Here is a 13,401-nt window from a genome sequence, read left to right on the forward strand (position 1 = left end):
AGATGAAAGTGGTGAAATTCGAGGAATATGGTGGCCCGGAAGTGCTCCAATATATCGATTCGGAACAACCAAAACCGAAAGATCATGAAGTGCTCATTGAAGTGAAAGCGGCAGGTGTCAATTATGCCGATACGGCAAGACGTGAAGGGAAATATGTCGTGCCGACCGAATTGCCATATATTCCGGGCTCTGAAGTGGCGGGAGTGGTCGTCGAAGCAGGAGCGGGCGTCACGCGTTTCAAAACGGGCGACCGCGTCGTCGCCTTGATCGAATCGTCGGGTTACGCTGAATATGTGGCGATTCCGGAGCAGGTATTGACGCCGGTGCCGGAAGGCGTCAGTTTTGAAGAAGCTGTCGCATTGCCGCTTCAAGGCTTGAGCGCTTACCATATTTTAAAAACGATGGGCCGTTTGGAACCGGGCGAAACGGTATTGATTCACGCTGCTGCCGGAGGCGTCGGGACGATTGCCGTGCAACTCGCGAAACTTTTTGGTGCCGGGAAAATCATCGCTACGGCGAGCACGGAAGAAAAGCTGTTCCATGCCGAGAAGATGGGCGCCACTCATTTGGTGAATTACAGCGAAGATGGCTGGGTAGGGCGCATCAAAGAAATCACTGAAGGCAAAGGCGTCGATCTGGCGCTTGAAATGGTCGGGGGCAGCGTCTTCAACGATACGCTGAAGACCTTGGCGCCGTTCGGGCGATTGGTCATTTTTGGTGCGGCAAGCGGAGAGCAAGCGACATTCGCGCCGGGTCAATTGATGAAGCGCAATCAATCAGTCATTGGTTTTTTCCTGCCGCAGATCATGCGCAAACCGGAATTATTCCAGAAAAGCTTTCAGGAGTTACTCGAATATATGGATAGCGGGCAATTGAAATTGACGATCGGCGGCACGTATCCGCTCGAACAGGCCGCTGATGTGCACGAATTGCTGCAAAGCCGCAAAACGATCGGGAAGTTGGTGCTGAAGCCATGAACGACGTCCAACAAGCCGAAACCCAAGAGCTTTTTGACAAACTTGAATTGAAGCTCGTGAGGCATCCATTGCCGTTTAGGCTGAACCACGTCAATTGCTTCATGGCAAAAGGGGAGGATGGCTGGACGATTATCGATACCGGGTTGAACAATGACGCTTCGAGAGAGTTGTGGGAGCAGGAAATCGGGGATGACAAGGTGGAGCAGATCCTCCTGACCCATTACCATCCCGATCATTTTGGCTATTCAGGCGGATTGCAGCAAAAGACCGGCGCACGGCTGTCGATGAGCAAAATCGATGCGGACGCAGGAATGAAATCGTGGGATGATGCATTTTTGAATGCCTTGCCAGGCTATTACGAGGCAGCGGGCATCCCACAGGAAGCGTCGCAGGAAATGGCGGACAATACGAGAGCCTTTCGACCGCTCATTTCCCCGCTTCCGAAAGTCGATCATCATTTCGAGGAAGGGGAAAAAGTGCGCATCGGCCGCTTTGATTATGAAGTGCTGTTCGTGCCAGGACATTCGGATGGCATGGTGTGTTTTTACCAACGCGAGCACAATACGCTGTTGGCGGCGGACCATATTTTGCCGCGTATCACGCCGAATATTTCCTATTGGTTTCACGGCGACCCGAATCCGCTTATGACGTATATGCATTCTTTGGAGAAAATCCGTGAACTGGATGTGGAATGGGTCATCCCATCGCATGGCGAAGCGTTCCAAGGGGCTAACAAACGAATCGATGAATTGCTTGCCCATCACGAGGAACGTTTGGATGCGACTTGGCGGATGCTTGAACAACCGCTGACGATTTTTGAAGTGCGCGAGCGTTTATTCGACCGGCCGTTGACAGTCCATGAAATGCGTTTTGCAGTTGGGGAAACTTTGGCGCATCTTGAATATTTACGCGCCGAGGGCAGATGCGAACGGGTGATGGAAGCGGAGCGCTGGATTTATAAACAAATTTAAAAAGGATGTGTCAGGATGAGAATGTTGATGGTAGGAGCAGGAGGCATCGGAGGTTATTTCGGTGCGCGTTTACTGGAAAAAGGGGAAGACGTAACATTTTTGGTCAGGGAAGGACGCAAGAAAAAGATTGAAGAAGAAGGCTTACGCGTCAACAGCCGGCACGGAGATCTGCATCTCCAGCCGGCTCTTTTGACGAAAACGATGCAAGCCGAGCCGTTCGATATTATTCTGCTATCGACGAAAGCGTATCAGCTTGAACAAGCCATCGAAGACATCCGTCCATTTGTCGGCGAAGAGACGATGATCTTGCCGCTGCTGAATGGCATTGCGCACGTTGAACAGCTCATCTCTGCATTCGGGGAGGAAGCGGTAATCGGCGGCTTATGCTTTATCGAGACAACCATTGCCGAAGACGGTTCGATTGTCCAGACGAGCCCGATTCATCAATTGGTTTACGGGGAACGGGGAGGCGAAAGGACAGATCGCATCGACAAATTGAAAATGCATTTCGATGGAACGAAAGCGGAATTTGTTTTGAGTGAGGATATCGATCAAGACATGTGGCATAAATACATGTTCATCACGGCGATGTCCGGCATCACCTCGCTCATGGAATCGCCCATCGGCCCGATCCGCAAGCTGCCGTCCGGCCAATCTGCCATCCAATCGCTGCTCGAAGAACTTGAAGCGGTCATGATGGCAATCGACGCGCCAATCAAAAAAGGGATTGCCGCCATCCAGCTCGACAAAGTGAACAGCATGGACGACAGCATGAAATCATCGATGCAGCGCGATATGGAGAAAAGCCAGGGCATTGAAGCCGACCATCTGCAAGGGCATCTCATTGAAAAAGCCCAGCAAGCCGATGTTCCGGTGCCAGTGCTCGAGACCGTTTATACGAAGCTGAAACTGTATGAAGAAAATAACAATAGAAAGAAATAAAAAACAGAACATTTACAATATTAAATTACTCCTCTATGATTAAACAAGACGTGCAGAAATTTCAAAAAAGACAAAAGGGAGTTGGGAAATGTGAATGCAATTGCTTTAGCTGCTATGGGGTTATTTATATTCGTTCTCGGATACCGGTTTTATTCCAAATTCGTAGCAGAAAAGATCTTCAAGCTCGACCCGAATTACGTGACACCGGCCCACCGTTACAAAGACGGCGTCGACTTTGTCCCGACCAATAAGTTCGTCTTATGGGGACATCATTTTACATCGGTTGCAGGGGCTGCACCGATTCTCGGGCCGGCCATCGCCGTTTATTGGGGCTGGCTGCCAGCGGTCCTATGGGTCGTCTTCGGTACGGTGTTCGCAGCCGGCGTCCATGACTTCGGGACGCTTGCGCTGTCAGTCCGCAACAAAGGGCAATCCGTCGGGACGCTCGCCCACCGCTTGATCGGCCAGCGCGGGAAAGTGTTGTTCTTGTTTATCATCTTAATCTTGGTTCTCATGGTCAATGCGGTATTCGCTTGGGTCATCGCGAATTTATTCATCTCGTATCCGGCCAGCGTCATTCCGGTATTCATCCAAATTCCACTTGCGATTTGGATCGGCTACGCTGCTTACAAGCGAAATATGAAAATGCTTATCCCTTCTTTGATAGCGCTTGCAATCATGTACGGGACAGCAGTCATTTCCAGCCAAGTAGACTTTTTACAAATCGATCTTGTCCGCTATATGGGCGGGGAAGAAGGCGCCGGCTTATTCGGGCTTGGCGCGATTTCCAGCGCGTTCTTCATCTGGATAGTCGTGTTGATGATTTATGTCTACATCGCATCCACCTTGCCCGTTTGGAAACTTCTCCAGCCGCGTGATTTCATCAACTCCCACCAATTGATCGTCGGCCTTGCAATTTTGTATCTTGGGCTATTGTTCACGAATCCTGAAATCACAGCTCCGGCAACCAACCCAGGCGCAGATGTCTCTTGGTTCCCATTGCTCTTCATCACTATCGCTTGTGGTGCGATTTCCGGTTTCCACGGACTCGTTTCTTCCGGCACTTCATCGAAGCAGTTGGATAAAGAAACAGATGCACGCTTTGTCGGGTATTTGGGAGCTGTCGGTGAAGGCGTGCTCGCGTTGATCTCGATCATCGCCGTCATCACGCTATTCCCTGACCGTGCCGCATTCAGTGCTTCTTACAGCAGCTTTGCTGACGCAAGCGGCGCCGGTCTTGGAAACTTCATTGAAGGTGCGACCATCCTTGCTTCCGGTTTGATGATACCGGGCTCGGTCGCTTCGACGATCGTTTCGATCATCGTCGTTTCGTTCGCTGCCACGACACTCGATACTTCAGTCCGCCTCATGCGTTATATCATTTCAGAGCTCGGCGTGGAATACAAAGTGCCGCAGCTTGAGAAAAAGCACGTTGCGACGTCGATTGCGGTGCTTTCGAGCATGGCGCTTGTCATCTTGCCGGAAGGGCCGAACGGATTCGGTTCCGGCGGCTACTTATTATGGCCGCTGTTCGGGACTTCCAACCAGCTGCTTGCCGGGATCAGCTTGCTGTTGATTTCGATCTGGCTGCGCAAGCTCGGAAGAAATTACATGATCACCATTATTCCGATGGTGTTCTTGATGTTCATGACGTTATGGGCCATGTTCCAGCAGGTGTTCCTGCAATGGGCTTGGTACAATGAAGGGTCGAATACCTTGCTGTTTGTCTTCGGGGCCATCATTTTCGTGTTCACTTTATGGATCATCTTGACGGCTGCACAGGCGCTCATGAGTAAATCAAATCCTGGCTTTTCGGATGAAGATTTGAAATAATGGCTTTACAGAAGGTGCAGGAAATCTGCCGCCATTAGAACGTTCATTATTTATAGTAGGAAATGCCAAGGGATCATATTCATGATCCCTTGTACTTTTTTCAGGAAGAGGTGCCATTATGCCGATCAGCGACAAACTGAAAAAACTAATCGACTGGTATGAGGCTGTCTTGGAACATCCGCACCGAACGGAAATCGCACGGGAACTCCGAAGTGAAGACGATTTGTTCTTATTGATGCTGTATTCGGAAATGCTCGGCATCCCGAATCCGGTCTATTACTACACGCTCGAGCTTTATCCGTACATGATCGAAGAATTCCACGACTGGCATTTGCGTATGGGAATGGAAAAATCCCCGCTGTCTGGAATCCGTTGCTGCTGATATTTAACGAAACGAGGGAATGGCATGGACGTGTTATCGAAAAGCATTATTTTTGTCGGAGGCAAGGGCGGTGTCGGCAAATCGACATCCGCTGCAGCCATCGCCTGGCAATCCGCAAAAGCGGGGTACAGGACTTTGCTGGTCTCTACTGACCCCGCTCATAATGTCGGGGATATCTTCAACGAACAAATCGGCGGCCGCACAAAAGAAATCGCCGACAATTTATACGCACTTGAAATCGATCCGGAAATCGAGACGGAAAATTACATCAAAGGCGTCAAAAACAATATCCGCGGGACGGTCCACACAAGCATGATGGAAGAAGTGAACCGCCAGCTCGATACGGCAAAAGCCTCTCCTGGAGCGGATGAGGCGGCGCTTTTTGACAAACTGATCCACATCATTCTCGAGGAGCGCCAGCATTTCGACAAGCTGGTGTTCGATACGGCGCCGACAGGGCACACAATCCGGCTGTTATCGCTGCCGGAGCTGATGGGCGTATGGATTGAAGGTTTGCTTGATAAGCGCCGCAAAACCAATGAGAATTATACGGCGCTGTTGAATGATGGCGAACCGCGCGAAGACCCGATTTACGATGTCTTGCGCGAACGTCAGGAACGCTTCTCGAAAGCGCGCGATATTTTACTCGACGCTAAGCAAACCGGTTTCGTTTTCGTCTTGAATCCGGAGCGCCTGCCGATTTTGGAGACAAAAAAAGCACTGGAACTATTGGATAAATACCATCTCCACGTGAAAACCTTGATCATCAATAAAGTGCTCCCGGAAAAAGTGGAAGGCGCGTTTTTCCAGGAACGCAAAAAGCATGAAACCAAGTATATGGACATGATTAAAGAAACATTCCCAAAACAGCAGCTATTGTATATTCCGCTGTTTTCGCAAGACATCATCAGCAAGCAACAGCTAGAACAATTCAGCCAACATTTTCAGGAGGGTGACGCAGTTTGAAAGCATTCGTAATGGAAGCAGGACAATATAAACTAAAAGACATGCCCGAACCAACAGCGCAGCCAGGAGAAGTAGTCGTGAAAATCCGCGACGCAGGCGTCAACCGCCGCGACCTTGGCCTGTTGAAGCGCTACGGGGACAACCCGGAAGCGTTGATTATCGGATCAGACGGTGCGGGCGTTGTCGAATCGCTCGGAGAAGGCGTGACGGCTTTTGAGGTGGGTGACGAAGTGATCATCAACCCGGCACTGCGCTGGGATGAAAACAGTGACGCCCCGCCAGCAGGCTTCGATATCCTTGGGATGCCGGATCACGGGACGTTCGCTGAAAAAATCGCCATTTCCGCAGAACAGCTCGAGAAAAAGCCGGCCCATCTATCGTGGGAAGAAGCAGCTGGGCTCGCTTTGCCTGCTTTGACCGGGTACCGTGCTTTGTTCACGAAAGGGCAATTGAAAAAAGGCGATACTCTGTTCATTCCGGGCGCAGGAAGTGGCGTCGCGACGTTTTTGATTCAGTTTGCGAAAAACGCTGGTGCGACGGTCATCGTTACCTCAAGAAGTGAAGACAAACTTGCCCAGGCAAAAGAAATCGGCGCTGACATCGCCATTCCGACCGACAGCGATTGGGTCAAGGAACTCGAAGGCCAAACGATCGACCTCGTCATCGACAGCGTCGGTGGTGCAACGTTCAACCGTTCCCTCGACGTATTGAAAAAAGGTGGGCGCATCGTCATTTTCGGTGCGACGACCGCTGATAATGTCGATTTCAATTTGCGCAGCTTCTTCTACGGGCAATATCAATTGTTCGGCTCCACAATGGGCAGCCGCGAGGAACTGCGTGACATGATCCAGCACATCGAACAGCACGATACCCATCCTGTCGTCGACCGCGTCTTTTCCTTGGAGGAAGCGCAAGAAGCGTTCGATTATTTGGCGGAAGGCAAGCAGTTCGGCAAAGTAGTTTTGCGTGCTTCCGAATAAAAAAATGAAACTTTTTTGATCATCGGCCGTATATAAGGGTAAGAAAGCAATTTGACTGGAGGTCAACCTAATGGAGAACACAGGAATGAAAATACTCGTCCACGCCAGTGCGTTTTTCCTTCCGTTTCTTGTCCCGGTGATTGTCTTTATTCTTTCGGCCGATCAGGAAGTGAAGAAACTATCGATTCAAGCTTTATTGTTCCAATTGGTCATGAGTGCATTGATTTTTGTATCAAGCTTACTGACGGTGGTTTTAATCGGATTCCCGCTCTTGCTGTTGTTCGGCGCCATTGGTATCATCGTGCCGATCATCGCCATCATCAAAGCCTTGAACAACGAGCCTTACGACTACCCGGTAGTTGGAGCATGGTACCAGTAATGGAATAGAAGCAGCATCACAAAACCCGCCGAGAATATTTTTCGGCGGTTTTTTTGTGGAATCAAGTGTGTGAAGTACGAGAGAGGGGAAGTAGTAATTTTTATATGGGGGATTGCGCTCCAATCGAACACCCCATATAGCTCGGACTACGTGAAGAGTATAGTATAGGAAAGTGAGTAGAAAAGCTTCCGCTTTTCGACTGCGTTACAGGGGGCTGCTTTCCGAGGGGCGGGTGTTGAGCCAATGTGCCGCTAAGTGCACGGCACATTTGTCTCGCCAGCCCGCGCGGTCCCTCAGGAGTCAGTCCCCTTCCACTCCGTCTCTAGCTTTAGAGGGGAAAATCATTTCTTCAGCTCCTTTAAAATGAAATGTAGAAATTCATCTTATTATATAGCTTGCTTCAAACAGGTAGAAGAATGAAGGGTCACGTGTCTTCATCCACAAAACAAACCCATAAATTTAACTTGCTCAATTAGCGGCTTGTCAGACGCACCATCTCGGGAAGCGATTCCCCCGCTAGCTGGTAACTGAATATAGAAGAAGATTTGCTTAAGTAGTCTGCACACAACGAAACCTTTAAGCCGCCGAGCGTCAAGGGTGAGCCGACGCAATAAGACAGGTGCTCTCCCTGGCTTATTGCCAAAGGCCAACCCAAAGCCGGGCGGCGAATAGTAAGATGAAGCTTAAAGCAAACACCCAAACATTTACACACAAAAATTCTAGCTATCTTCGTTAACGCTCGATCCGGGAAGCTACTATTCAGAGAAGCACCCAACAATGAATGACACATCTAAAAAAAGTGCAACGGCTTAAGCCGCTGCACTTTTTGTTATTCAAAAATATAAGACAATGCTTTGATCGCCTGGTCGCAAGTTTCGACGGTGGCGTTCGCTTTTTGGGATAGCTCTTTTAGCGGATGGTGCAATTTTTCAGGGCGGATAACGATGAGCGGCTTATGGCTTGCCAATGCGGCGCTTGCATCCATCGCTGTGTTCCACTGCTTGTACTGCTCGCCGAACAAGGCGATGACGAGGTCCGATTTTTCCATCAACACGCTCGTGCGCAAATTATTGAAGCTGGATGCTGCGGCATCCTTGAAGATGGCGCTTGGCTGTTCGCCAAGGATCTCTTCGCCAATATTGTCGGAGCGGTCGTGGTCTTCCATCGGCCCGACGAAATCGACTGGCAAATCGAGCGCCAAGGATTTCTTTTTGATTTCTTCGCGCCAGGAGCTGTGAATTTCGCCGGCAAGGTAAACGGTTAATCTCATGAGTCTCATCCTCCATTTTCCATTTCCTCTTAGTGTAGCATAAAGCAGTAAGAGTCGGAAAAGGATTCAGACAATTTGGCGTTCTTTCGTGCGGACGGGCATGCATGAAAGCACATGGCTGATTTTGAAATGGCGCTTCTCGCGGCGCAAAAAACAGTAAGCTTGGAACGAATCACCGCTGACTTTCAGGATTTTGACGCGGCGTTTGCTGATGGTACCGTCATTTGCGATATACATCATGTCGATCAATTGCCGGTATTTGAATGCTTTTAGAAGTTGCGCTTTCATGATAACCCTCCTCGGATAAGAACATTTGTTCTCATTATATACCGGGCAGGAGAATGAAACAAGTGAAATGAATCGTGTATAATGGAACGAACGTATATTCTTTTATATAGAAGAAAGGGGAGCTTTTCATGAAATTCATCCATACCGCTGACTGGCATCTCGGGAAATTGGTGCAGGGCGTACATATGACAGAAGACCAGCGATTTGTGCTGGACCAATTGATCAAAGCAATCGAACAGGAGCGTCCCGATGCACTGGTTATTGCGGGGGATTTATATGACCGTGCCGTGCCGCCGACAGAAGCGGTGCGTTTGCTGGACGATACACTCGCGAAAATCGTGCTGGATATGAAGGTGCCGGTTATTGCCGTGGCAGGAAACCATGACAGCCCGGGAAGGCTTGATTTCGGGAGCCGCGCATTGAAAAGCAACGGCCTCCATATCGCGGGCCCGATCCGGCCTGAATTCGATCCGGTCGTTTTGAGCGATGAAGCGGGAGAAGTGCATTTCCATCTGGTACCTTACACGGATCCGTTGATGGTGCGCCATGTTTTTGACGATCCGGACATTAAAACACATGACGATGCGATGAAAGCGATGACCGGACGCATTTCCGCTGAAATGGATCCCTCAGCGCGCCATGTCTTCGTCGGCCATGCGTTCGTGACGCCTCGCGGAGAACAGGAAGACAATACGAGCGATTCCGAACGGCCGCTTGCGATCGGCGGGGCGGAACACGTCAGCGCGCAGCATTTCCAGCCGTTCCATTACACAGCGCTCGGCCATTTGCATAAAGCGCATTATGTATTGAATGAAACGATCCGCTATTCAGGGTCGCCATTGAAATATTCGATATCGGAAGAACACCATCAAAAAGGTTTCCATGTGGTTGAGTTAGCTGCAGATGGATCTGTCACGGTCGACAAGCGCTTATTCATAGCGAAGCGCGATATGCGTTCAGTGGAAGGGACCATCGCGGAAATTATGGAGCATGAGAGAAGCGACGATTATGTCTTCGTTACCTTGCTCGATGAGACGCCCGTTTTGTATCCGATGGAAAAAGTGCGCTCGGTGTATCCGAACGCGATGCACGTACAGCGCAAAACGTTCGCAAAAGAAGCCGGTGAATCGACCATCGGCAGCCGGCGGAAAATGGACCCGATGCAATTATTCAACGCTTTCTATGAAGAAGTAAAAGGAGATGCACCGTCTGCGGAAACGGCTGAACTGTTCGGCGACGTGTTGCAGGAATTCCTGCAAGCAGATTCTGAGCGGGAAGAGGTGAAGTCATGAAACCGGTCAAATTAAAACTGACGGCATTCGGCCCATACCGTGACAGTGAAGAAATTAATTTTGAAGACTTGGAAGGCAATCGCCTATTTGTCATCTCAGGCAGCACCGGTTCCGGCAAGACCAGCATTTTCGACGGCATTTGTTTCGCGCTCTACGGCTCGGCAAGCGGCTCGGACCGCAGTGAACCGAAAAACCTGCGCAGCGATTTCGCCAAGGATTCGGTCCATACTTCGGCAGAATTGACCTTTGAAGTGCACGGCACCACTTACCGCATCCTGCGCCAGATGAGCCATGTGAAAAAAGGCAATAAAAGCGCGACCGGTGAACGCTATGAATTTTTCGAATTGACCGATGCGGGCGAAAAGCCATGTGTCGAGCGGCAAATCGTCTCGGAGCTCAATCGGCGCATCGAGGAGATTCTCGGGCTGACTTTCTCTCAGTTCAACCAGATCGTCATGCTGCCGCAAGGGGAATTCCGCAAGCTATTGACGTCTGAAACAGATAATAAGGAAGCGATTTTGCGGAAGATTTTCCGCACCGAACCGTACCGCTTGGTTGCCGAGCGACTCAAGCACAAAAAAGAAGAGGCGCAGGACCGTTTTAAAGCGCAGCAGATGCTTTACAAAGAGCAAGTGCAGGCGATTGCGGGTTCTTTGCCGCAGCGTGAATCAGCTCTTTTTGAAGTGTTCGCACAAGGCGATTTCCAGCGCAGCCAATTACTCGCCGGGCTTGAAGGGGAAATTCGCCATTATGAATCGGAAAGCATTGGCCTGCAGGAGCGCTATCAGCAATCCTATGATTTCCACAATAAAAAAATGGCCGAGTTCCACGAAGCGAAAGGCTGGAATGGGCGCTTCGACGAATTAGAAGCGAAAAAGCGCCATTTGCAGGAACTCGAAGAACAACTGCCGGCGGTCAAAGAATGGGAACAGCAAGTCACAGCAGCCGATCAAGCGGGCATGATCACTGGCTTGGAAGAGCAGGTGCTGGATCTTGTAGCCAATGAACGCCAAAAACGCGAAGAATTGCGTCGTGCCGAGACGGCTGAACAGAAAGCCCAGGAAATGAAGCGGCAGGCGCAGCAAGTGAAAGATGAAGAAGAAAACCGCCATGAACAGCGTCAAGCTGCACAACAAGCGCTGATCCGCCTGATCGATATGGAAGCAGGCGTAAAGGAGCTGGAACAACAGCGTGCAGCTGTCCAGCAATTGGAGAAAGCTGCCATTCACGCCAGAACGGCATTGCAAAGAACGGATGAACAAGCAGCAAGCGCCGAGCAACAACTGGCGCAAACGAAATCATTCATTCAACAACTGGAAGAAAGACTGGAGCAGTTCGACGAAAAGCGGGACCGCCAGAACCGATTGGCGGAACAACAGCGCGTCTTGGCGGAATATCTTCGCTTGGAGCAAAAGCTCGAAGGTTTGGCCGAGCAATCAGCGGGAAATCAGGCGAATTTTGAACAAGCGCAAAAAGCCTATCAAACGATGGAACATGATTGGTTTGCCAATCAGGCAGCGCTGCTCGCATCGAATCTGCACGACGGCGAAGCGTGCCCCGTTTGCGGCAGCCTCGACCACCCAGCAAAACAGCTGGGCAGTTCTGCAGCAGTGGACCAGCAAGCGATGGAACAGGCCAAGCAAGTGTTGGCGCAAAGCGAGCAAAAATTCCGTAAAACGGAAGCGGAACAAGCCGCAGTTCATGAGCAGGCGGCAGTGAAGCGCGAGGAACTGGACGACATGTCGATTGCTGCTGCACAAGCGTCAGCGCAATTGGAGACGATACGGGCTGAACAGCATTCATTAACTGGAGAGCTCGAGCAATTGCAGTCTGATAAGGAGCAGCTGCGCAAGCGCAAAGCGACATTCGTAGAGATGGAAGACCAGTTATCAAGATTGAAGAAACAGCAAGCGGAAGCCCAGCACAGCACGCAAGAAAAACGTTCTGCGCATGAATCGGCACAAGCGGTTCTGGAAAGTAAGCTGACCTCGATTCCCGAAGCGCTGCGTGATCTTGGGTCGCTTCGAACAGAGACCGCAAAAGCGCAGGAAACGAAAGACCGCTTGGAAGCGGCTTGGCAACGTGCGCAGGATGCCCTCCAAAAAGCCGAACGGCAAGTGTCGGAAGCGGCTGTATCGCTTCGTCATAGCAAGCAGTCCGTGCAAGAACTGCAAGAAAAGCGTGCGCATGCCGAAAGCCGTTTTGAGGAAGCGCTCGTGAAATCCGCGTTCGCTACGAAGGAAGCTTATCAACAGGCCAAACTGGAAGCATCCCGCTACGAAGAATTGAAAACGCAAATTGAGCGGTACAGACAAGACCGCCACACGACAGAGCGGCAAACGGCAGAACTCGAAAGCGCGCTCGACGGACGTGGCCGTATTGACGTGTCGGATGCGGAGCAAGCACTTGCCGAATTGAAAGCGGATTACGAGCAGGCGCTTGCCGAGTTGAATACATCCAACGATTATAAGAAAAAAGCGCAAGCGTTCTTTGATGAAGTCTCCGATGCGTCTGCCAAAGAAGCGGCGGCCGAAGCGGAGTTCGCGCGCATCGTCGACCTCTACGATACGATCCGCGGCCAGAACGATGTGAAGCTATCCTTCGAACGGTATTTACAGATTGAGTATTTGGAACAGATTTTGGAAGCGGCAAATGAACGCCTGAAACATTTGTCGAATGGGCAATTTCATTTGACGAGAAGCGACCGGCAGGAAGCGCGCGGGAAACAAAGCGGCCTCGGCTTAGACGTATACGACGCCTATACCGGCCAGACGCGCGACGTCAAAACGATGTCCGGCGGGGAGAAATTCAATGCCTCCCTATGCCTGGCGCTCGGAATGGCCGATGTCATTCAAAGCTTTGAAGGCAATGTATCGATTGAAACGATGTTCATTGATGAAGGCTTCGGTTCGCTGGATGAAGAATCTTTGAATAAAGCGATCGAGACTTTGGTCGACTTGCAGAAATCGGGACGGATGATCGGGGTCATTTCCCATGTCCAGGAATTGAAAGCGGCGATTCCTGCGATTTTGGAAGTGGAAAAGACGAAAGAAGGCATCAGCCAGACACGTTTTCAATTGAAATGACGAGCAACGTTTACAATGAGAGAAGAACGTGAATG

The 13,401-nt window shown here is 50.5% G+C and carries 12 protein-coding genes; 10 read left to right on the forward strand and 2 right to left on the reverse strand.

Features of this window, described 5'->3' with window-relative positions; genetic code table 11:
- Window positions 1-2 precede the first annotated feature (2 nt).
- From DFR62_RS13200 to DFR62_RS13235, 8 genes are all read left to right on the forward strand, one after another.
- Window positions 3-977: a quinone oxidoreductase family protein gene (locus DFR62_RS13200; protein WP_121300819.1), complete on the forward strand. Its 975-nt coding sequence runs from the start codon at window positions 3-5 to the stop codon at window positions 975-977.
- Window positions 974-1,948, forward strand: a complete 975-nt coding sequence (locus DFR62_RS13205) for an MBL fold metallo-hydrolase (RefSeq protein ID WP_121300820.1) — start codon at window positions 974-976, stop codon at window positions 1,946-1,948. Before DFR62_RS13200 ends, DFR62_RS13205 begins: the two co-directional genes overlap by 4 nt.
- A gap of 15 nt (window positions 1,949-1,963) precedes the next feature.
- Entirely contained in the window at window positions 1,964-2,890 is a 927-nt protein-coding gene (locus DFR62_RS13210) for a ketopantoate reductase family protein (protein WP_121300821.1), read from the forward strand.
- Between the two features lie 90 nt (window positions 2,891-2,980).
- Window positions 2,981-4,723 (forward strand): carbon starvation CstA family protein, encoded by a 1,743-nt coding sequence (locus tag DFR62_RS13215; RefSeq protein ID WP_121300822.1) that lies wholly within the window; start codon window positions 2,981-2,983, stop codon window positions 4,721-4,723.
- A gap of 118 nt (window positions 4,724-4,841) precedes the next feature.
- Window positions 4,842-5,105 carry a cory-CC-star protein gene (locus DFR62_RS13220; protein ID WP_101189361.1) on the forward strand — a complete coding sequence of 88 codons (264 nt, stop codon included), beginning with the start codon at window positions 4,842-4,844 and terminating at the stop codon, window positions 5,103-5,105.
- Window positions 5,106-5,129: 24 nt separating this feature from the next.
- Window positions 5,130-6,071 (forward strand): ArsA family ATPase, encoded by a 942-nt coding sequence (locus DFR62_RS13225; protein ID WP_121300823.1) that lies wholly within the window; start codon window positions 5,130-5,132, stop codon window positions 6,069-6,071.
- Window positions 6,068-7,051, forward strand: a complete 984-nt coding sequence (locus DFR62_RS13230; protein WP_121300824.1) for a zinc-binding dehydrogenase — start codon at window positions 6,068-6,070, stop codon at window positions 7,049-7,051. Before DFR62_RS13225 ends, DFR62_RS13230 begins: the two co-directional genes overlap by 4 nt.
- A 70-nt stretch (window positions 7,052-7,121) precedes the next feature.
- The gene (locus tag DFR62_RS13235) at window positions 7,122-7,430 is read left to right on the forward strand and encodes a DUF4870 domain-containing protein (RefSeq protein WP_121300825.1); all 309 of its coding nucleotides are present in this window, start codon (window positions 7,122-7,124) and stop codon (window positions 7,428-7,430) included.
- Between the two features lie 829 nt (window positions 7,431-8,259).
- On the opposite strand, the gene DFR62_RS13240 is transcribed toward DFR62_RS13235, so the two are convergent.
- Entirely contained in the window at window positions 8,260-8,700 is a 441-nt protein-coding gene (locus DFR62_RS13240; protein ID WP_121300826.1) for a YtoQ family protein, read from the reverse strand.
- A 66-nt stretch (window positions 8,701-8,766) separates the two neighbouring features.
- On the reverse strand, window positions 8,767-8,988 hold the full coding sequence (locus DFR62_RS13245; protein ID WP_121300827.1) for a transcriptional regulator: 222 nt from the start codon (window positions 8,986-8,988) through the stop codon (window positions 8,767-8,769).
- Window positions 8,989-9,116: 128 nt separating this feature from the next.
- On the opposite strand from DFR62_RS13245, the gene DFR62_RS13250 reads away from it, so the two are divergent.
- Both DFR62_RS13250 and DFR62_RS13255 read left to right on the forward strand, forming a co-directional pair.
- Window positions 9,117-10,280: an exonuclease SbcCD subunit D gene (locus tag DFR62_RS13250; protein ID WP_121300828.1), complete on the forward strand. Its 1,164-nt coding sequence runs from the start codon at window positions 9,117-9,119 to the stop codon at window positions 10,278-10,280.
- Complete coding sequence (locus DFR62_RS13255; RefSeq protein ID WP_121300829.1) at window positions 10,277-13,366, forward strand: AAA family ATPase; 3,090 nt, start codon at window positions 10,277-10,279, stop codon at window positions 13,364-13,366. Before DFR62_RS13250 ends, DFR62_RS13255 begins: the two co-directional genes overlap by 4 nt.
- Window positions 13,367-13,401 lie beyond the last annotated feature (35 nt).

Source organism: Planococcus citreus, from assembly GCF_003664125.1.
GTDB lineage: Bacteria > Bacillota > Bacilli > Bacillales_A > Planococcaceae > Planococcus > Planococcus citreus.

Coding starts and splice junctions, on each gene's coding strand:
- DFR62_RS13200 (WP_121300819.1), top strand. CDS start 3: ATGAAAGTGGTGAAATTCGAGGAATATGGTGGCCCGGAAGTGCTCCAA.
- DFR62_RS13205 (WP_121300820.1), top strand. CDS start 974: ATGAACGACGTCCAACAAGCCGAAACCCAAGAGCTTTTTGACAAACTT.
- DFR62_RS13210 (WP_121300821.1), top strand. CDS start 1,964: ATGAGAATGTTGATGGTAGGAGCAGGAGGCATCGGAGGTTATTTCGGT.
- DFR62_RS13220 (WP_101189361.1), top strand. CDS start 4,842: ATGCCGATCAGCGACAAACTGAAAAAACTAATCGACTGGTATGAGGCT.
- DFR62_RS13225 (WP_121300823.1), top strand. CDS start 5,130: ATGGACGTGTTATCGAAAAGCATTATTTTTGTCGGAGGCAAGGGCGGT.
- DFR62_RS13235 (WP_121300825.1), top strand. CDS start 7,122: ATGGAGAACACAGGAATGAAAATACTCGTCCACGCCAGTGCGTTTTTC.
- DFR62_RS13240 (WP_121300826.1), bottom strand. CDS start 8,700: ATGAGATTAACCGTTTACCTTGCCGGCGAAATTCACAGCTCCTGGCGC.
- DFR62_RS13245 (WP_121300827.1), bottom strand. CDS start 8,988: ATGAAAGCGCAACTTCTAAAAGCATTCAAATACCGGCAATTGATCGAC.
- DFR62_RS13250 (WP_121300828.1), top strand. CDS start 9,117: ATGAAATTCATCCATACCGCTGACTGGCATCTCGGGAAATTGGTGCAG.
- DFR62_RS13255 (WP_121300829.1), top strand. CDS start 10,277: ATGAAACCGGTCAAATTAAAACTGACGGCATTCGGCCCATACCGTGAC.